Source organism: Aquibacillus halophilus (assembly GCF_009649745.1).
Lineage (GTDB): Bacteria > Bacillota > Bacilli > Bacillales > Amphibacillaceae > Aquibacillus > Aquibacillus halophilus.
Genome location: NZ_WJNG01000025.1, coordinates 13,253 through 33,403 on the forward strand (window position 1 = coordinate 13,253; position 20,151 = coordinate 33,403).

The 20,151-nt window shown below is 35.8% G+C and carries 21 protein-coding genes; 14 read left to right on the plus strand and 7 right to left on the minus strand.

Features of this window, described 5'->3' with window-relative positions; all coding sequences use genetic code 11:
- Positions 1 to 16: 16 nt before the first annotated feature.
- Genes GH741_RS20810 through GH741_RS20820 form a run of 3 tightly spaced genes read left to right on the plus strand, consistent with a single transcriptional unit; the run spans position 17 to position 2,608 of the window.
- A complete protein-coding gene (locus tag GH741_RS20810; protein ID WP_153738681.1) occupies positions 17 to 1,231 on the plus strand; it encodes a Ger(x)C family spore germination protein in 1,215 nt (404 codons plus the stop codon).
- 2 nt (positions 1,232 to 1,233) lie between these two features.
- Positions 1,234 to 1,482 carry a hypothetical protein gene (locus tag GH741_RS20815; RefSeq protein ID WP_153738682.1) on the plus strand — a complete coding sequence of 83 codons (249 nt, stop codon included), beginning with the start codon at positions 1,234 to 1,236 and terminating at the stop codon, positions 1,480 to 1,482.
- Between the two features lie 40 nt (positions 1,483 to 1,522).
- Complete coding sequence (locus tag GH741_RS20820) at positions 1,523 to 2,608, plus strand: GerAB/ArcD/ProY family transporter (protein ID WP_153738683.1); 1,086 nt, start codon at positions 1,523 to 1,525, stop codon at positions 2,606 to 2,608.
- Positions 2,609 to 2,639: 31 nt separating this feature from the next.
- On the opposite strand, the gene chrA is transcribed toward GH741_RS20820, so the two are convergent.
- Together chrA and GH741_RS20830 are read right to left on the minus strand one after the other, a co-directional pair.
- The gene (gene chrA / locus GH741_RS20825; RefSeq protein ID WP_153738684.1) at positions 2,640 to 3,827 is read right to left on the minus strand and encodes a chromate efflux transporter; all 1,188 of its coding nucleotides are present in this window, start codon (positions 3,825 to 3,827) and stop codon (positions 2,640 to 2,642) included.
- Positions 3,828 to 3,856: 29 nt separating this feature from the next.
- Positions 3,857 to 4,162 (minus strand): PadR family transcriptional regulator, encoded by a 306-nt coding sequence (locus GH741_RS20830; protein WP_153738685.1) that lies wholly within the window; start codon positions 4,160 to 4,162, stop codon positions 3,857 to 3,859.
- Between the two features lie 1,017 nt (positions 4,163 to 5,179).
- On the opposite strand from GH741_RS20830, the gene GH741_RS20835 reads away from it, so the two are divergent.
- The gene (locus tag GH741_RS20835; RefSeq protein ID WP_240795586.1) at positions 5,180 to 6,337 is read left to right on the plus strand and encodes a metal ABC transporter solute-binding protein, Zn/Mn family; all 1,158 of its coding nucleotides are present in this window, start codon (positions 5,180 to 5,182) and stop codon (positions 6,335 to 6,337) included.
- A 110-nt stretch (positions 6,338 to 6,447) separates the two neighbouring features.
- Here GH741_RS20835 and GH741_RS20840 read toward each other — a convergent pair whose 3' ends face one another.
- A complete protein-coding gene (locus GH741_RS20840) occupies positions 6,448 to 7,443 on the minus strand; it encodes a TIGR00341 family protein (RefSeq protein WP_153738686.1) in 996 nt (331 codons plus the stop codon).
- A 114-nt stretch (positions 7,444 to 7,557) separates the two neighbouring features.
- Here GH741_RS20840 and GH741_RS20845 point away from each other — a divergent pair, with 114 nt between their 5' ends.
- The 5 genes from GH741_RS20845 (at position 7,558) to GH741_RS20865 (ending at position 11,672) form a co-directional block, all read left to right on the plus strand.
- Entirely contained in the window at positions 7,558 to 8,097 is a 540-nt protein-coding gene (locus GH741_RS20845; RefSeq protein WP_153738687.1) for a GNAT family N-acetyltransferase, read from the plus strand.
- Between the two features lie 30 nt (positions 8,098 to 8,127).
- Positions 8,128 to 8,637 (plus strand): P-loop NTPase family protein, encoded by a 510-nt coding sequence (locus GH741_RS20850; RefSeq protein ID WP_153738688.1) that lies wholly within the window; start codon positions 8,128 to 8,130, stop codon positions 8,635 to 8,637.
- A gap of 92 nt (positions 8,638 to 8,729) precedes the next feature.
- Entirely contained in the window at positions 8,730 to 9,956 is a 1,227-nt protein-coding gene (locus GH741_RS20855; protein ID WP_153738689.1) for a hemolysin family protein, read from the plus strand.
- Between the two features lie 142 nt (positions 9,957 to 10,098).
- Positions 10,099 to 10,704, plus strand: a complete 606-nt coding sequence (locus GH741_RS20860) for a LysE family translocator (RefSeq protein WP_170287682.1) — start codon at positions 10,099 to 10,101, stop codon at positions 10,702 to 10,704.
- 59 nt (positions 10,705 to 10,763) lie between these two features.
- Positions 10,764 to 11,672, plus strand: coding sequence for an EamA family transporter (locus GH741_RS20865; RefSeq protein ID WP_153738691.1), 909 nt, complete (start codon positions 10,764 to 10,766; stop codon positions 11,670 to 11,672).
- A 34-nt stretch (positions 11,673 to 11,706) separates the two neighbouring features.
- Here the strand turns inward: GH741_RS20865 and GH741_RS20870 are convergent, their stop codons facing one another.
- The gene (locus GH741_RS20870) at positions 11,707 to 12,204 is read right to left on the minus strand and encodes a metallophosphoesterase family protein (RefSeq protein ID WP_153738692.1); all 498 of its coding nucleotides are present in this window, start codon (positions 12,202 to 12,204) and stop codon (positions 11,707 to 11,709) included.
- 2 nt (positions 12,205 to 12,206) lie between these two features.
- Positions 12,207 to 12,560: a hypothetical protein gene (locus tag GH741_RS20875; RefSeq protein WP_153738693.1), complete on the minus strand. Its 354-nt coding sequence runs from the start codon at positions 12,558 to 12,560 to the stop codon at positions 12,207 to 12,209.
- 160 nt (positions 12,561 to 12,720) lie between these two features.
- Between GH741_RS20875 and GH741_RS20880 the strand changes: the two genes are divergently transcribed.
- Positions 12,721 to 13,269, plus strand: coding sequence for a GNAT family N-acetyltransferase (locus GH741_RS20880; RefSeq protein ID WP_153738694.1), 549 nt, complete (start codon positions 12,721 to 12,723; stop codon positions 13,267 to 13,269).
- A complete protein-coding gene (locus GH741_RS20885; protein ID WP_338079593.1) occupies positions 13,269 to 13,727 on the plus strand; it encodes a GNAT family N-acetyltransferase in 459 nt (152 codons plus the stop codon). Before GH741_RS20880 ends, GH741_RS20885 begins: the two co-directional genes overlap by 1 nt.
- 63 nt (positions 13,728 to 13,790) lie before the next feature.
- Here GH741_RS20885 and GH741_RS20890 read toward each other — a convergent pair whose 3' ends face one another.
- Positions 13,791 to 14,540: an SDR family NAD(P)-dependent oxidoreductase gene (locus GH741_RS20890; RefSeq protein ID WP_153738696.1), complete on the minus strand. Its 750-nt coding sequence runs from the start codon at positions 14,538 to 14,540 to the stop codon at positions 13,791 to 13,793.
- A 241-nt stretch (positions 14,541 to 14,781) separates the two neighbouring features.
- Between GH741_RS20890 and GH741_RS20895 the strand changes: the two genes are divergently transcribed.
- Positions 14,782 to 15,978: an alanyl-tRNA editing protein gene (locus GH741_RS20895; RefSeq protein ID WP_153738697.1), complete on the plus strand. Its 1,197-nt coding sequence runs from the start codon at positions 14,782 to 14,784 to the stop codon at positions 15,976 to 15,978.
- Between the two features lie 25 nt (positions 15,979 to 16,003).
- On the opposite strand, the gene GH741_RS20900 is transcribed toward GH741_RS20895, so the two are convergent.
- Entirely contained in the window at positions 16,004 to 16,702 is a 699-nt protein-coding gene (locus GH741_RS20900; RefSeq protein WP_153738698.1) for a DUF421 domain-containing protein, read from the minus strand.
- 979 nt (positions 16,703 to 17,681) lie between these two features.
- On the opposite strand from GH741_RS20900, the gene GH741_RS20905 reads away from it, so the two are divergent.
- The gene (locus GH741_RS20905; RefSeq protein ID WP_153738699.1) at positions 17,682 to 18,680 is read left to right on the plus strand and encodes a DoxX family membrane protein; all 999 of its coding nucleotides are present in this window, start codon (positions 17,682 to 17,684) and stop codon (positions 18,678 to 18,680) included.
- A 134-nt stretch (positions 18,681 to 18,814) separates the two neighbouring features.
- Complete coding sequence (locus tag GH741_RS20910) at positions 18,815 to 19,657, plus strand: DegV family protein (protein ID WP_153738700.1); 843 nt, start codon at positions 18,815 to 18,817, stop codon at positions 19,655 to 19,657.
- The last annotated feature ends 494 nt before the right edge of the window (positions 19,658 to 20,151 follow it).

Consider the following 20,151-nt stretch of genomic DNA (forward strand, 5'->3'; position numbering starts at 1 on the left):
AAAGAGGTTTTTACAAATGAATCAAAAAGTAGTTCATTTACTATGTATTGTTGTTTTGTGTATTTCACTAACAGGATGTTGGAGCTCACGTGAACTTAGTGAATTAGCTATAGCTACCGCCTTAGGGATTGACAAGCATGAAGATGGGTATAAATTGACTGTGCAAATAATGAATCCCGGAGAAATTGCCGGCCGCCAACTAACAACAAGAGCAGTGGTTACCACATACTCTACAACAGGTAAAACTATTTTCGAAGCACTTAGACGTTTAACAACCATCACACCAAGAAAAATATATTTAGCACATCTAAGGATTATAATCTTCGGACAAGAACTAATGGAAGAAGAGGGCCTTGCTAATAGTTTGGATTTTATTTCTAGGGACCATGAATTGCGAACAGATTTTTCCCTTGCAATAGCGAAGGACATGAGCGCAGAGGACTTAATAAAAGTATTAACTCCAATAGAGAAAGTACCAGCCGATAAGATATTTTCCAGTCTTAAAACATCACAGGACAACTGGGCACCGACAAAAGTTGTTATGTTAGATGAGCTGATTAGTTCACTAACTAGTCCTGGAAAACAAGCGGTATTAACTGGTTTATATATTTCAGGGAAGCCCGAGACCGGAAATCATATAGAGAATGTTCAGCAAGTGGATTCACCAGCTAAGGTTCATCTTGATCACATAGGTGTATTTAAGGGAGATAAACTAGTTGGTTGGTTAAACGAAAGTGAAAGTAAAGGCTTTAACTATATTACGGATAATGTTTTAAATACGGTAGGATGGGTTGAATGTGATCAGACAGGAACAATCTCTGTGGAGGTTTTTAAATCGAACACAAAACTAACAGGCCTTGCAGATAATGGAACGCCGAAAATTACTATTGATGTAAAAAGCGAGGCAAGTATAGGGGAAGTGGCCTGCCAAATTGATATCAATGATGAAAAGAAACTAACTGAGATTGAACAGAAACTCGAAAAGAAAATTGAAGAGATTGTTAATGGGAGTATTGCCAAGGCTAAAGAGTTTAACAGTGACATATTTGGTTTTGGTGATGTACTAAGACGGTTTGAACCAAAAAAGTGGGAAACATGGAAAGAGAATTGGAGTGAAGAATTTCAGAATATCGAGATAACTGTTAACGCGGATATGAAGATACGAAGAACAGGAACCACTACAGAAAGCTTCATTGGAAAAATAGAACAAAAAAAGGAAAAGGATGAATAGTTATGTTTATAGCGATCATCGTCCTACTATTATCACTAATACTATTTCGTTTTGAATACAGTCAAGTGAAAAAGCTCAAATCAAAAAAAGATAAATGGACTCTTCTCGTCGGATTTGTTATCGGGTTATATTGTGCCATTAGTCTACCCTTAGATCTTCCCGTTCCACATATGAATAGGGTTATGGATCAATTAGTTGGTCCCATTGCCAAACCAATTGCAACAATGCTACAGTCTTTCAGAATCAAGTAATCTGAATAGATAGACACTCTATCTGATCGGAGGAAGCGTTTTGAGTGAAAAAGTGAGAATTAGTGGTGCACAGTTTGCAATACTTGTTATTATGAATGTGTTAGGAACAGCAATCATTATTGTACCATCTATTGCAGCTAGTTTTGGTCAACAGAACGGATGGTTTTCTGTTTTATTGGCTACATTATTCGGAATTGGATTGGTATTTTTATATTACTTAATCGATAATAATCATCCAAACAAAAATTTGTATGAGCAGCTTGAAGACTTATTTGGAAAGTGGATTGGTAAATTCCTGTCTGTTTTATTTATTGTTTTTTTCTTTGAGATAGCTATTGGTAATTTAAGGGTAATGGGCGATTTTATCATAACTCAAATATTAGTCAATACACCGATTGAAGTAATTATGCTGCTAGCTGTCATTACCTGTCTAATTGCTGTAAGGATGGGCATTGAAGTGATTTCTAGAACTGCTGAAATATTTTTTCCTTATACAGTTATAGCAATCATCTTATTAATCACTTTGGTCTTGCCTGAATCTGAAATTACTCATATCCAACCAGTCCTACAAAATAATATAGCAGCCACTCTAGCTGGGGTTATTCCATTATTGGGGTACCCTTTTTTAGAATTGGTTGTTATGTTAGCCATTATGAAACACGTTAATAAACAGAAAGCAGGGAGAGGCTTCTTGGTTGGGATGACAATTGGTGGATTATTACTAACAGTAGTGACCCTCATGTGTTTAGTAGTATTAGGATCCGATATAACCGCAAGGAATGTGTATCCTACATATGTTTTAGGTAAAAAGATTAGTGTAGCCGATTTCTTGGATCGGATTGAAATACTTGTCGCAATTATTTGGTTCTTTACTATTTTCTTTAAAATAACAATCAGTTTTTATGTAGTAGCAATTGGGGTAAGTCATACACTGAATTTAAAAAATTACAAGACAACAACGATCCCATTAGCTTACGTAATTATGGTATTTGGTTTTTTTGCAAGCCCAAATATAATTTCAACAAGGATCTTTTTATCCAGCACATGGATACCTGTTTCTTTAATTTTTGGATTAGTAATCCCGATAGTTATGCTAGTAGTAGGATTTGTTAAAAAAAAGATCTAGCTTTAGCCCATTCTGCCGATGGGGCTAAAAGCTAGATTAAATTGATTAACCATCCACCTAATGCACCTGTTACTACAATTATCCAAGGTGGTAGCTTGAAATAGACTAGCATGCTAAATAAAATAGCAGCAAAAGCGAAGTCGATTGGAGTTAATATAGAGCTAGTCCAGATTGGTTGATAAAAGGCAGCAATTAGAATTCCAACAACTGCTGCATTCACCCCCATCAGTGCTCCTCTCATTTTAGGGTTTTCACGTAAAGACCCCCAAAATGGTAACGTTCCAAATATCAAAAGAAACGCTGGTAAGAAAATCGAAAAAGTGGCCAATAGCCCACCTTGCCATCCTCCAATCACAGCACCTAAATAAGCAGCAAATGTAAACAGAGGTCCTGGAACAGCTTGTGCTGCCCCGTAACCTGCAAGGAACTCTTGTTCAGTTAGCCAGCCGGTAGGGACAAATTCTCTTTCTAGAAGTGGCAAGACAACATGCCCTCCTCCAAATACGAGTGAACCAGATCGATAGAAGCTATCAATCATTGCAATCCAATTATTAGCTGTTAGTTCTCTAATGATAGGTAAAGAGATAAGCAGTCCAAAAAATAATAGCAAGCTGAACGTTGCAAATTTTTTAGAGATTGGCACAGAAATATTACTTTCTTCTTGTTCTGATTTATTGGTAAACAGGACAAACCCAACAATAGCAGCTACAAGAATAATTCCAATTTGTGTGTAAGCAGTTTGCCATAACAGTGTTCCAACTATGGCAACAAGTGCGATTGTCTTGCGTTTCAAGTCAGGTGTTAATTTCTTGGCCATACCAATGATGGCGTGGGCAACTACTGCTACTGCAACAATTTTCAACCCATGAATCCATCCGGCATCTGCGATAGCGAAATTCTTCATTAGTAGAGCAAATACCATAAGTGCGATAACAGATGGGAAGGTGAATCCGAAAAAGGAAACCATTCCACCTAATGCACCTCCTCGGACAATTCCTATTCCCATTCCCACTTGACTACTGGCAGGTCCGGGTAAGAATTGACAGAGTGCTACTAGATCAGCGTAGCTTTTTTCATCCATCCATTTTTTCCTGCGAATATATTCCTCATGAAAGTAGCCAAGATGAGCAATTGGTCCACCGAAGGAAGTAAAGCCAAGTCGTGTGGAAATTAATAATATCTCCCATAAAACTAATAATTTATTTTCTTTCTTCTCCAAGTAACTTCACCTCTTTGAGTATCTAAGTTCTATTTAATTTCTTTAAATAATTCGTATGCCTTTATTCTTGCTTCCTTTAAGGTTTCCATCCCTTTATCTGTTGTTGAATAATACTTTCTTATCTTTCCACTTACATTCTGTTCTTGCTTCATAAGTAATCCATCAGCTTCCATTTGATGGAGAATTGGATATAACGTACCTGAACTTATTTGATAGCCGTGTTCTCTGAGCTCGTCTACCATCCAAACTCCATAAATGGGATGTTCTTTTGCGTGATGCAAGATATGGATTTGGATAAACCCTAAAAACAATTTGCGAAGCACTCGATCTTCCATTTGGATCATCCTTAGTAATATTGGTAGACAATATCGATTTTCGATATTAATTGTAATATATTGAAGATTGAATTTCAATTTTATCAATGTTAAGTTTTTGTAAAACTCTTTTCCCAGTTTTTGTTGCTTTTTAATTTCGTACTTGATGTAAAATGCGACGTAACTGTTTCTTTTCCACCTTTATAAGATTAGTGCTTTATCAGCGCTGTTGAAAAACACTCGCTTTCCATGGGGAACGCCTCAGCTTCCTCGCGAGCAAATGTTTTCGATGGGCCGAGTAACCGCAGGCCCAAAAAGCGCTCACTGTGGGATCTTCGGACTGTTCCTTTCCCATAGGAGTCTCGCATTTTTCCACAGCTAAATTAGCTTTCTGTTCAAGTGAGATACAACACCATGAAACGTTTATTACATGAAATATAACTACTCTCTCGAAGAAAAGATTGTATTTTTGAGAGTCTTTGATTATCTGCACGTAGTATAATGTTGTGTTTAATAACTTCAATAACACAACAGCTGTTTACTCTTATGTAATGGTTGATTGGAGCATAGGGCAGTCGACTCCTCAAAAATACAAACCAATTTTCTTCGTGCGGTGTTGATTCAGGAAGATAATTCAAGTCCTGCGGGAAAAGCGACGGCTGAAAATCCCGCAGGACAAGAAAACGCTTCGAAAGCGATACATCGCACGCAGAAAAAGTGTTTTCCTTTTTCAAGGAAGTGGTATTCTTCCGAGGAAGTTGAAGCGTTGCCCGCGGAAAGCGACTGCCCGGAGCGCAAATCAACATATTAGTTACGACACAGTTTATGGATGTGTGACAAAAACAACAATCTTTTAGAAAACAGCCTTTTGTAAAGTTGAACGAGATATAGGAATTAAGAAGAAAAAGCCTGGGACTATTTATTATCTAATCTTAATGTGGTACGTAAATCAGCTATATAAAACGTAACGATTATTATTTACAAAACGGAATGATTACGATATAATTTGGGTGCGATGTTGAAAAGGGGAGAACTAAAATGAAAATGAAAACAGCAATGATCTTTTTTTTAATACTTATCACTTTCCTTGTTGGATGTGGTTCTGAGGAAGCATCTCAAACTGACAGTAAAACTGACAGTAAAGAGCAAGATGAAGTCTTAAAAGTTTTCACAACACTTTATCCTATTGAGGATTTTGTTAACAAAATTGGTGGATCGCACGTAGAAGTTGTTTCAATTCTACCGGCTGGGACAGATCCACATACTTATGAACCTACCTCTAAGACTTTGGTAGATATTGCGGAAGCTGATGTGTTCTTTTATAATGGAGCCGGATTAGAAGCCTATGCAGAAAAAATTATTGGAGCGATTGAAGATGAGGACACGGTAGTAGCAGAGGCTGCTCATGGTGTGAATCTATTAAACCATGTGCATGATGAAGCTGAACACAGTGAGGAAGAGGCTCATGGTCATGATGAAGCTGAACACAGTGAGGAAGAGGCTCATGGTCATGATGAAGCTGAACACAGTGAGGAAGAGGCTCATGGTCATGACGATACTGAACACAGTGAGGAAGAGGCTCATGGTCATGATGAAGCTGAACACGGTGAAGAAGCTGCTCATGGTCATGACGATACTGAAGATAGTGAGGAAGAGACTCACGACCATGGAGATATGGACCCCCATGTTTGGTTAGATCCGATTCGTGCTATTACACTTGCAGAAAACATCACAGAAACTTTAATTTCTGTGAAACCCGAATTGGCTGAAGAGTTCACAACTAACTTTAATCAATTAAAGTTAGATTTGGAAGAATTAGATAAGGAGTTTCATAATAAAGTAGAATCAAAGAAACAGAGTAAAATATTAGTTGCTCACGCAGCATATGGGTATTGGGAAAAAGCATATGGTATTGAGCAGATTGCCATAACGGGCATTTCCCCGTCTAATGAACCATCCCATAAAGAGCTAGAAAGAGTAATTACAAAGGTCAAAGAAAATAATATAAATTACATTTTCTTTGAACAAAATGTAACTCCAAAAGTGGCCGAAGTTATCCAAAACGAAGTTAAAGTTGAGCCACTTAAAATTCATAACTTATCAGTCCTAACGGAAGAAGATATAGAAAATAATGAGGACTACTTTAGTTTAATGTATAAAAATATTGATGTGCTTGTAAAAGCACTTGCTAAATAAATAATAAGGAAAACAGATCAATTAGGCTTTCTCTTGATCTGTTTTTTTTATTTGCTTCTTTTTCATTTTCAGATAGAATTAAAGACTCAGGTTCCATTTTACAGCTTGTTTTAAAAAGAAATAAAATAGATAACGACAAACAAAATCAAAATGATAAAACTAACAAACAATAAAGCAAACTTCCTAGAAGTATTTGCTACCTGTATTTCTTTCCAATTAACAGGTTTTATCCCACTTAACCAAAACACAAGGATTGCAGATAAGAGAATTGAGCTTATGTTCACAAGTAATAACAAAAGCGGTGTTAATGCTGCAGACCACTCCCCAGATCCTAACATCATTCCAAAGACAACCGTTGGTGGTAATAGTGCAACGGAAACCATGACACCAACTAATGCTTCTGACATTCTTTTTACAAAGGAAAGTGCTCCAGCTGCTCCGGAAGCAAGTGCTACAGCAATATCGATAAACTCAATGTTTGTTCGAGCAAGGAACTCATTGCTATTTATGGGCAATTGAAAAAAGAAGCCAAAAAGCGCCGAAATCACTAAAGGAACAGAGAGCCCGTATAGTGATGTAATAGCTGATTGGCGCATAAGTTTATAGTCACCGAGAACCGAAGCAAAAGCGGCCGATGTATATGGACCCATCAGTGGTGCTATCACCATTGCGCCAATTACGATGGCTGGACTGTTTTTTATTATGCCAGCAGCTGCTACAATGGCAGATAAAAATAAAAACCACGTAAAACTTCTTGTGATTTCACTAGATGAGTGGACAACGGTATATAATTCATGGCGACTGGCCCGAATCATTTCTGCTTTTGTATTTTGCTCTTTCTTTTCTTCCTCTTCTTCAATGATACGGGGGATATAGGTCTGGACAGTAAACAAAAGTGCTTTTAGTTTATCGTTGTACTTGGCATTTTGTTCTAGAAAGTTCAATATTTCTTCAGAACTTGTCTTTTTAACTAATATTCGTACAAGTTCATATTGTTCAGATTCTTTAAAATGCCAATGCGATATAATGGGGAAACCTTCAAGTTTTTCTTGTAAATCCTCTAGTGCTTCTTCAGGTATATAAACTTCGACTAGTTGTAATTCCATTTTCTAACTTCCAATCTAATAGAAAAATAAAGATTCTATCTTTAGTATTGATTGTTAGTTAAGAGGTTATTCACTGGTATGTGCTAGAATTATTTAAAAGGAAGAGGGATAAATATGATCGAACTGAGAACGAAACGCTTAATTTTACGTCCATATGATATGGAAGATGCTGCACGAACAAAAGAATTAGCAGGGATGAAGGAAATAGCGGAAACGACCATTTCAATCCCACACCCATACACTTTTGGTGATGCTGAATCATGGATTCGGAACAGTGTGCAGTTAATCGATGAAAACCTGGCGTATCCACTAGCGATTGTACTTCAAGATGATAATCTTTTAATTGGCACAATGACACTTCGAATAGATAAGCAGCATAACAAGGGAGAGCTTGCTTACTGGGTAGGTAAAGATTATTGGAATAAAGGATATGCTCAGGAGTCTGGCAAAAGAATGATCAAATTTGGATTTGAGGAACTTAATTTAAATCGCATCTATGCCCCAGCAATGAGTAAGAATAAGGCATCGACAAGAGCGATGGGAAAAATTGGAATGTCCTATGAAGGTACGCTAAAACAAGACATTATAAAATGGGGAGAGTATCAGGATGTTGACATCTACGGGCTATTACAAAGCGATTATCAAAAATTGTAAATGACCAGTCTACTAAAAGGGAGAACTCGAATGAAACGAATAATGGTAATCGGGGTTTCTGCAGGTGTTGGGAAATCCACATTCGCAAGAAAACTTTCCGCTTCATTAGATATAAATGCTTACCATTTAGATGCTATTTATTGGGAACCGGGTTGGGTTGAAACTAGCTTCAATAAATTTTCTACTAAACAACGAGAAATAGTACAACAAGAAGAATGGATCATTGAAGGTAACTATAGCAGTACATTTGACATTCGTGAAAATCGTGCTGATACAATTATTTACCTTCAGCTTCCCCTTTATATATGTGTGTTCCGTGTTTTAAAACGATGGATAAATAACCGCGGTAAAACCCGTATCGACATGGGTAAAGATTGTAAAGAAAAAATGGACTGGGAATTTCTGAAGTTCATAGTTACCACCTATCACAAGCGTAAAGCTATGATGGAGATTCGGTTAACTAATTTTAAAAAGAAAAACTTAAGTAACCAAGTCATTCTATTGAAAACCAAAAGAGATATTAACTCTTACTTTAATTAGCTCGAAAAGTTCTATATCTTTGGTTATGATAATTCATCAAAAGTAACAAATAATAAGTAATAACCTTTTCGTAAATAGCTAGGAGGATCCAATTGTTTATTGCCATTGTTTTTTTTATCCTTATGTCTTTTTTCTTGTCAGGAAGCGAAACAGCCCTTACCGCTGTTAACCGAATGAAGGTATATTCGAAGGCTGAGAATGATGATGTTCCATCAAAAAAATTATTAAAGTTGCTATCTAAGCCTAATGAATTACTAACTGCTATTTTAATTGGGAACAACATATCTAATATTATGCTACCGACTCTAGTTACAATTGTTGCAATTGAGCATGGATTTAGTGTTGGAATTGCTACTGCCATTTTAACTTTTTTCCTGATAGTATTCGCTGAGGTACTTCCTAAATCAATTGCTGCAACATTTTCAGATAGGGTTGCCTACTATGTAGCACCATTTATCCGTTTTTTGGTGATTATTCTTAAGCCACTAACTATTTTATTGTCCAAATTCACTAGTATGATTATCTCACTATTGTCTAAGGGAAGGACAGAAGAAACTACAGTATCTAAGGAAGAATTAAAAACTATGGTCGATATTGCCTTGACCGAAGGAACATTTCAGAGTGATGAAACTCACCATATTAAAGGTGCCATTGATTTTTATAGCAAGGATGTCCGAGATGCATTAAAGACTCCAAGAATGGACATAGAAGGTATTCCGTTAGAATCTTCATTTGAACAAGCTAGAGAAGTTGTGCTATCAAATAGTTATACCCGGTATCCTGTTTATAAAGAAAATATGGATAATATAGTTGGGGTCTTTCATTCGAAGCTTCTACTAAAGTGGTCTTTAGATCAAAACCAAAAATTGAAGGACTTTACTGACCTCGACCCGCTCTTTGTGGCAGAAACAGCTTCTATTGAAAAGGTTTTTAAAATGATGCTAAAGGAAAAAAAACATCTGGCAACTGTAATTGATGAATACGGAGGAACTACTGGAATCATTACTAATGAAGATATCATTGAAGCGATGATAGGTTTAGAAATTGAGGATGAAACAGATGAGTTGGAGGATGTTCTGATTGATGAATTGACAGACTCGCACATCATCTGTCATGGAAAACTAGCAATTCGCCGGTTAAATGAAGTTTTTAAAACGAAAATTCCAGAGGAAGAGGACATCCTGGCTGGCTTTTTATTTAAAGAGTTTGGCTATATACCCCAAGAAGGTGAGCAATTAGAGTATCATCATTTGCATTTTGAAATAATAGAAATAGAAGACAACAAGCTAAATCAAGTTAAAATTACTAAAAAAGCTTAATAATTCGTTACATCAACCCTGATTGTAGTGTGTTTTTTTGTTCAACCGTCCAATTACATAGCCTGTACTCTGTGAATGAAACGTGTTATTTTTAATTTTAACGAGGTGAAGTGCGTTGGAGAACTATTCTTTGTATTTAATAATGTCTGTGCTTTTGATTCTTCTGCCTGGTCCAGATACGGCGGTTGCTACTAAAAATACGATTGCCTATGGGAAAATTGAAGGGCTTAAATCTAGCCTTGGAACAGTATCGGCTATTTTGACTCATACGCTAGCTGCAGTTGCTGGTATATCTGCAATCATTGTTAAGTCAGCGGTGTTGTTCTCGGTACTGAAATATATTGGAGCTCTTTATTTAATTTACTTAGGGATAAAATCGTTGTGGTCTTTAACAAAAAGGCACTCTGGTTTTTTAGACGAAAAAGAAATAAATAAAACAGGGAGCAAAAAGGTGAATTGTTTTAGGCAAGGATTTCTAACCAATTTACTCAATCCCAAAATTGCTGTTTTTTTCTTAACCTTTTTACCTCAATTTGTTGATGCTAGTGGTCATGTAATCGGTCAATTTCTTTTTCTTGGAATCACTTATACTGTGTTGGCAGCCATATGGTATTTTCTTTATGTTTTGTTAATTAACCAAATCTACGTATTTATGAAAAAAACTTCTACCCAAAGAGCAATCGAGGGAATTACAGGGGTTGTGTTAATTGGATTCGGGATACGATTGGCTTTTGAAAAAGTACACTAGCTAAGCTCAAATTCTACTGTTTTATCAATCTAGTAGTAAACTGGTCTCGAGGTGTTAACTTGAAAGAAAAATTATTTCCATTATTCGTATTATTGGCTGCAATGCTATGGGGAACTACCGGAACCGTCCAAACATTTGCACCGGAAGAATCGAACCCAGTTGCTTTTGGTGCCATCCGTTTAGCGATTGGAGGCTTGTCTCTTTTAATTTTTGTGTCAATAAAAGGTACGTTAAAGCTGTCTAGTTGGACAGGAAAAGAGGTTTGGATTGCAGCATTATGCATGGCATTGTACCAACCGCTATTTTTTTCCGCAGTCTATATTACTGGAGTTGCAATTGGCACGGTTGTAGCAATCGGTAGTGCTCCGATAATGGCAGGTTTCGGTGAATGGATAATGTATAGACGCCTACCACCGAGGAAGTGGTGGCTTGCAACTTTTTTTGCAATAGCAGGGTGCAGTCTATTATTTGTGAACGAAGAATCTATAACAGTTGATCCGATTGGCATATTAATGGCACTTGGAGCTGGTCTTACTTTTGCTATTTATACAATTATAAATAAACCATTACTAGCGAAACGAAGTCCAGAAGAAGCGGTAGCCGTTGTGTTCACGCTTGGTGCTTTACTAATATCTCCGGTACTTTTCATTTTTGATGTTTCCTGGGTTATGCAGGAAAATGGGCTGACAACAAGTTTATTTCTAGGTGTTATCGCCACAGGGTTAGCTTATCTTTTATTTGCCAAAGGACTTCGTGAGATTACGGCTTCGACAGCTGTTACGTTATCGTTAGCAGAACCTTTAACAGCCACAATTTTAGGTGTTTTTATTGTTGGAGAACTACTGACAGCTACTTCTTGGATCGGTGTTAGCTTATTGTTGTTTAGTATAATTTTGTTAGCATTTTCGCCCAAAAAGAACTTGGTGCTCGTGCAAGCCAAGGCAAATAGGAATCATGATAAGGCTTGAAATTTAGTGTTTTAGTACATTTGGGAATCTCGTGTTAAGACTTATCTTCAAAAAATACATGTTTTAAGAGGATGGTTTCTTGAATTTCAATGATACCGTAAGAATACATGGGCTGCCTTCGTTTATCCGTTGGTGAGCCCGGATTAAATAGAATAATGTCGTCTTGTTCCTTTAAAACTGGTATGTGCGAATGACCAAATATGATAATATCGACATCTTCGAATGCAAATGCATCCAATGCTCTTTTTTCTGTTGTTTTTGATTTGCCATCTCCATGGATCAATCCAATCGATAGTTTTCCAAAATCAAATACTTGCCTCTTGCCAAATAAGTTATGTAAATCTTGATTATCCACATTTCCAATTACTCCTTCAACAGGTGCATAACGAGTTAACTCCTGCCAAACATCCTTAGTCTGCCAATCACCAGCATGAAGGATAAGATCAACATTTACTAATTCCTCGATCAATTTTTTAGGTAAGCTTTTGGCTCGTTTTGGCATGTGTGTATCAGCAATAATTGCAATTCTCATGATTAATCTCCTTTATCCTTCTTCCTTGCTGAATAAACCATTTCTAACATAGCTATGCCCATTATAATCCAGAAAAATGGATTGTAGAATGAAATACCTACTTGAGACTTACCTCCTAATAAAGTTAGAATTCCAATAATTAAAACAGTGTAAAGAATTAAAAAAAGATGCCATTTATAGCCACTTGTTGGGTTATCCTTTCTGTTCCATCTTTTACTACGTGTGAATAACACCACTATAACAATAAGTAATATCCATTTAGATATGCCATTTGCTAGAACAAAAGTAGAGAAATAATCACCTATTAGTAATAAAGTAATACAGGTTATTACTGCTATCTCAATTTTATATTTCATTGTCTATCTCCTCGCTGTCAATATTAATACTATTGTATAATAAAAGAATCATTAATTATATTAAAGGCGGACGTTATTGTCTAAAAATTTATAAGTAATCTTTTTTTCTTGAAAATCAGGCTAGGTAGTAGTTATCTTTTAGTTTAGGAGAATTGCAGGGATGAGATTAATAACAAAGGTAGACTTACGAGAATTCGAAATTGACGATTGGAAAGCTGTTCATGCTTATGCTTCACAGGACATTGTTTCCCAGTATGCCCCTTGGGGACCAAATAGTAGCAACGACTCGAAGGGATTTGTCGAGCAGGTAGTTAAGGATGCCAAACAAGATCCTAGAATTCGCTACGCGCTTGCTGTCGTTGAAAATGAAACAGGAAGCTTGATTGGCGCTAGTGAAATAAATATTCGAGATGTTGAGAATAGGAGTGGAGAAATATCCTATATCATTCACCCTGACTATTGGGGGAGGGGTATTGCGACAACGGTTGCGGCTAAGTTGATTGAGTTAGGATTCAAACAACTAAATCTTCACCGTGTTTTTGCAACGTGTGACCCTAGAAATGTAGGGTCAGCTAGAGTGTTAGAAAAAGTAGGAATGGTAAAAGAGGGGGTCATACGAGATGATATCCTAATTAAAGATGGCTGGCGTGACTCTGCTTTATACAGTTTGTTAGAACAAGAGTACTACAAATTAAAGGGGGTTAAATGATGACCAAAACGGTTCACATAAGACGAACAACTAACACCGACTTGCCGCAGTTATATGAATTAATGCGAGAATATATCGTTCATTTTTATAAGCAAAAACAACCTGATGAACAAGACTTAAAAACATTAATAAAAAATCTAATAGATGATCCTAAGCTTGGTTTACAGTTTGTTGCTGTTAATCAAGCAGGTGGGCTTTTAGGATTTGCGACGTTATACTTCACATTCAGTACACTAAAAGTGAAGCAACAAGCAATTTTAAATGATCTATTTGTAACTGCTGATGCTAGGGGAAATCAACTAGGAGAGCGTTTATTTCAAACATGTTTGTCCTATGTACGTGACAATGACTTTTGCTCGATGACTTGGGAAACAGGTAAAGACAATGAAGTTGCCCAAAAGTTATATGAGAAAATGGGCGGAGAAATCTCTGATTGGTTATTTTATGAAATAAAATAGTGGCCATTTATGGAAAGAGCCAGTTTTGATAAAACAACTGGCTCTTTCCATAGCTATCTATGATTAATGTTCGTAAATCATTTTTCTAGTCATACCACCATCAATGATTATGTTTTCGCCTGTAATAAAGTCGTTCAGAGGATCTGTTAAAAACAAGCATGCCCTTGCGATATCTTCTGGTTTGCCTACACGTTTAGCAGGATGTTGTTGATGGTCTATTTCTCTCAGCTCCTGGTAGTCTCCAGTTGCTATCCAACCAGGACTAATTGCATTTACTGTAATAAAATCATCGGCTAATGAAAGAGAAAGTGCATGTGTTAAAGCTGAAATCCCTCCTTTGGTAGCAGCATATGCTTCGGAATTTTTTTCCGACATAAATGCTCGTGTGGAGGCAATATTGACGATCGAACCGCCCTTTTCGTTTTTTCTTATGTATTTGGCCGCTTCCCTTGCACAAAGAAATGTTCCTCGAAGATTAATATTGATAACATCGTCCCACTCATCAACGGAGAGGTCGTAAATAGATTTAAAACGAGAAACACCAGCATTGTTAATCAAAATGTCAATTTGGTCATAATGTGTAGATGTTTTTGCCATTAATTGAACAATTTGCTCTGGATCACGGACATCTGTTTCAATCACTAGGCCCTGGCCATTTTTGTTTTTTATTTCTTTTAAAGTGTTTTCAGCTGCTTGTCTATCCACATCGGCAATAACCACTTTGGCTCCAGCCTCTGCATAAGAAAGTGCAAGAGATTTTCCAATCCCATTACCACTTCCGGTTACGATTACTACTTTATCTTGAAAAGTCATGTTATTATCTCCCTCCATGTTTCCTGTTTTACTATTATAATTATCTTATCACTTCTATTTAAAATACTAAAAAAATATCCTTTTGGAACTTTTCCTATCATGGAGGAGAATTGTTACGCACCTCATTTCCCTGTAGTTGAATAAAAGGTAAAATAATAAGAGTAACGGTAAATTGGGAAGGCAAAGAAGAAGTAATTTAACTAACTTATCAAGCTCAATAAAACTAGGAGTGAATTAGCTAATGACAATAAAGATATTTTATAAAGATCCGTATATTAAATCATTCACAGCAAAAGTTATCAAGCAAAGGCAGGATCACGAAGGGAAATGGTATGTAGTATTAGACAAAACAGCCTTTTACCCAACAGGTGGTGGTCAACCTCATGACATAGGTTCATTAAATGGGTCAAATGTTGAACGCGTCGATGACGTTGAGGGAGAAGTACGCCACTATGTACAAGCGCCAATAGATGAAATTGATAATGTTAAGGGTGAAATAAATTGGTTAATACGTTTTGACCATATGCAGCAGCATGCCGGACAACATATTTTATCTGCCACCTTTGAAGAGTTATTCGGATTCAAAACAGTTAGTTTTCATTTAGGTAAAGAGCTATGTACTATCGACTTGGACATACCAGAGCTATCTTTACGTGATGCTGAAAAAGCTGAGGGGTATGCAAATCAAATTATACTAGAGAATCGACCTATTGAAGCCAGATGGATGAATAAAGAGGAAGTAGATCAATACGAACTTAGAAAAGAGTTATCTGTTGAAGAAAATATACGTCTCGTGATCATTCCGGGGTTTGATTACAATGGTTGTGGTGGAACACATCCTGATACAACTGGTCAGGTAGTTGCAATTAAATTGTTGAATTGGGAGAAGCAACGACAAAGAATTCGGTTAGAATTTGTTTGCGGAGATAGAGTAAGAAATCAACTAGGAAAAAAGCAATCGATTATAAATCAATTGAATCAATTGTTGAGCTCCCCTGAAGCAAATTTAGTTACAGTGGTAGAACGGTTGTTAAAAAACGAAAAAGAAATGGGGAAATCCCTTCAAGAAACTAGAGAAAAATTATTTAACTATGAAGTAACAGAGCTAACGAATAACTATGAAGTAATAAATGGAACAAATGTAGTTGGTAAAGTTTTTGATGAACTTTCTATGAAAGAACTGCAAAAAATTGCTAAACTAGTTGTTGGAAACAAAAAAGATGTAGTAGCTATTCTCATAAATACAACAAAGGCCAAATTGCAACTAGTAGTTGCTAGAGGTAGTGAGGTTAACCTTAGTATGAGTGAGTTAATTAAAAATTCTTTGTTGATTATCGACGGCAAAGGTGGAGGCAATGAGGAGCTAGCTCAAGGTGGTGGTGAACCTACCATAACTGGAGAACAGTTTTTACAAGAAATCAAAGAAGTGATGAAATAGAAAAACTATTTCATCACTTCTTTTTTTAATGGATAACATCATTTTTATTGTCTATATATAAAGAACCGTCTTTCTGAACTTCTGCATAGAAGACATTTGAAATATCAGTAATCCCTGCTTGTGACAGCTGTTGATTGAGCCAATCCTCATCTAAATTTAAATTGGTTAGGTTCTTTTTATTAACTGTTCCATCTGAAACAACCGCAGTGGGAATTGCAAATAGGTCATTAGCGGTCTTTTGCACACCAACATCCGATCTGGTGGCGTTTTGCTTATTATCCTTCATCATTAATGATAGCTTTCCATTTGTTTCAAAGACAGCGTATTGAACGTCTGATACAGAGAATACCTTTTGTTCTCTTAACATTGCATTTAAACTATCTAGACTAACTCGCGCTTTCCCCATTACATCATCCATAATTTGGCCATCCTTAATAAGGATTAATGGTTGACCCTGAACTAAAACACTTGCAGCTTTTGATTTTATATGGATAAATCCCATCACTACAGTAAGCGCACTCCACCCAATTAAAGCCCATACCCCGTTCGTAATGCTTAAATTTGAATTTACAGCTAGATTTGCTGCAATTGAACCGATTGCGATTGCAGAAACAAAATTAAAAAATGTCATTTGTGCTAGTTCTTTACGCCCCATGATTCTAGTCATTATTAATAAGACAGTAAAAGCTAGTGCAATTCTTAAAACTAATTCACCTAATTCCAAGTTAATAACCTCCAGTTTTCCTTTTATCTTTCCTTATTAGCCGATAATTATTTTGATAAAAACTTACCAAATGCTTAGAGGACTGAGGTGCAAATCAGACTTAAGGATGACTAAATTTCAACCGGACTGCCGTTTAGAAGTGATTAATTGCTAGCTATAATTAAATTAACAAAGAAGCAAGGGAGGTAGTAACCATGATAAACGAATATGAAGTACAACAATCAGTTATCGAAAGACGATAGAGCTTTGCTAATAACATAAACGGGGGTGATTAGTAATGTTTAATGAGTTTGAGATTCAGCAACAAGTGAACGAAAGGCGTCCAAGATTAATCCAGTAATTTAAAACCTAAATCAAATATCGTTTTATACCTAATAGTAAAGGGCGTGATCCTAATGAACAATCTTATAATTAACTGTTAAAACCTCTTCCCTATAATGCTGGAAGAGGTTTTCTTTATTGAATTTCGAGAACATATCCAGGTCTTAGATTAAAATCAGACCACGGTCTGACAAAAAATCAATCTGGCTACCGTTAAGGATCCAATCGTAACTAGCTATAATTTAACTACTTAGAAGATTAAGGAAGTGATATACATGATAAACGAATACGAGATCCAACAATTAGTGATTGATCGACGGAATAAATAAGGGAAGGTAAAAGGAGGATAATCTTTTGTTTAATGAATTTGAGATACATCAAGAAGTGATAGAAAGACGCCCTAAATAATTAATGAAAATATCAAGTGGAAAAGTGCTATATTAATCCAAGTAAAAATGGGGCTATATTATGAAAAGAAAATGTATAATAATAAAGACCAAATAGACCTCTTTCCTGAAATTATTTAGGAATGGGGTTTTTATATTGCACTTATATGGTATCTATCCATATTGAATGTTTTAATTAAGGTAATGCATTGTCATAATCACAGTAAATATGAGGATAATAAACATGTCAAACTCTAAGAAAGGAGATTTATATGAAAAAACGATTGTATTCATTTATCATAGTTGTTTTAGTCTTGTTTACTCCTATATTCACATTAGCTCATGTGAAATGGTTTGCTACTGTCGAACCTCAAAAGGTAACTATCGAACAGATTTTATCTCCACTTTTTATAACTATCTCTTTATTTATAGCTATATTACTTGCCGTCTTATCCCAGGTAATGAATCGATTAATGGACATTCCTCTTGCAAAAGAGATGGACCTTACCCTTGCTGGATGGAGAAAGTATTCCAGGTATATTCTAAAATACGGGACAGCCTTTGCATTTATCATTCAAGTCTTGTCAGGTACTATGTTTGCTCCTGACTTTGTAATCGACTACACATGGGAAGCAGTTCTAATGTGGATAATTATAGTTGGCTTATTAATTCCACATCATATTTCAACTAAATTAGCTGCATTAGTCATGTTAGCCTTATTTGTGTATGAATGGACTGAAACAGGATGGTTTTACATGTTGGACTACGGGTTTTATATCGCGATAATCGGTGTCCTGTTAATAGGTAATACGAAATTAGAAAAATGGGGATTTCCTTTTCTATACTTAGGCACTGGCTTAAGCCTCTGTTGGGTTGCTGTAGAGAAATGGGTTTATCCAGAAATGACTATCAATATTATAGAGACACATGGAGTACCAACGTTTGGTTTTGAACCAGCGGTTTTCATTGTTCTTGCTGCGTTCATCGAATTTGTCGTAGGGTATCTACTTGTAGTAGGGATACTTAATCGTATTTTAGCTATTGTCGTTACGGTGATCTTCATACTTACTACAACGATTTTCGGGTTAACAGAAATTATTGGACATGCAATGATTCACATTGTATTAATTATCTTTATTATTGAAGGAGTGTCATTTTATCATCCACCAATCAAAATTCACAAAACAACTTTAGATCAGATGGTGTTTGTTTTTCTAAACTTTATTTTTGTATTAGCAACCTTTATTTTAATTTATTATCGTTTTGCTTAATATAGTCTGTTTTTGTTGAATAATGACATTTGTCACTATTTATATACTGAAATATAAAATAAACTGAAAGCAGTAGAGTTAAACAATCCTAAATAAAGTTTAAGTAAGACAAACTTATCTAAAGGGGAAAAACAATGAAAATCGCTTGGATTACTGATAGTACATGTGGATTGCCATTAGATTTTATAAAAGAACATGAAATTCATGTATTACCACTTAGTGTTATTGTAAATGGAAAGTCATATAAAGATGATATCGATATAACTAAAGATGAGTTTTACTCACTATTGAAGGAACATGGGGATGGTGCTAAGACAAGCCAACCGAGTTACGGTGATTTCATTAGCCTCTATGAGAAGTTAAAAGAAGAATATGATTGCGGAATTGCCGTACATGCTTCTAGCGAACTTACTGGTACATACCAGAGCTCAATTAGTGCCTCAGAAATGACGGGATTTCCTGTAGAAGTAGTCGATTCTAAAATTGGTTCGTATCCCTTGGGCAAGATGATCCGAAATGGTCTTCAACTTCAAAAAGAAGGAAAACAGTATGATCAAATTATAGAGAACATGAAGAGATACCCTGAACTTGCTGAAATGTATTTGTTGCCAGCGAATTTAGATCAACTTAAAAAAAGCGGAAGAGTAAGTACAACTCAATCTGTTTTTGCTACGTTGATGAATATTAATTTGTTACTAAAATTTGATAACGGAAAAGTAGTTGTTTCTGAGAAGATAAGAAATAAAAAGAGAGCTATAAGAAGACTGTTTCAGATTATTGATGAGGCAGTTGAGAAACATCAATTAAAAGAAATATGTATTATTCACGCTGGTGTTAAAGAACAAGCTTATAAATGGAAAGAAGAAATAGAAAAAGCACATCATGAACTTAAAGTAGAGGTTGAACCGTTGGTCCCTGTTGCTGGTGTTCACACAGGTTATGGAACGATGAGTGTAGGGTGGCTTAAAGAAAAGTAGTTAAATCAAAAAACTAAGGAAGTGGGTTATATAACTCACTTCCTTTTCTGTTTCTTCCTATTATAATGTAGAGACCTAATTGAACGGTACAACATAGGGACGGCATATGATGTTTGTTTAATCTATATTTATATTAGATTAGCTATTGCAATCTATCATTGTTCATGATATATTAAATATCTGCTTCATCAGTTCGACAAATTTCGACAAAATATTGTTGACTTCGTTAGTTGGACGTGTTATATTAATTGAGTCGCCTAATTAAGCGGCAAAGTAAAAAACGAAAAATATTATATAAAAAGTTGTTGACTTTATCAAATTAACTTGATATAATATATAAGCTGTCGCAAAAATGACCGCAACTATTGATCCTTGAAAACTGAACGAAACAACCAGTATGTGAAGTAAGAAATTAAGCTAGTTTTTTGAACGAGCAATCAAGCTCATAAACTTTATGGAGAGTTTGATCTTGGCTCAGGACGAACGCTGGCGGC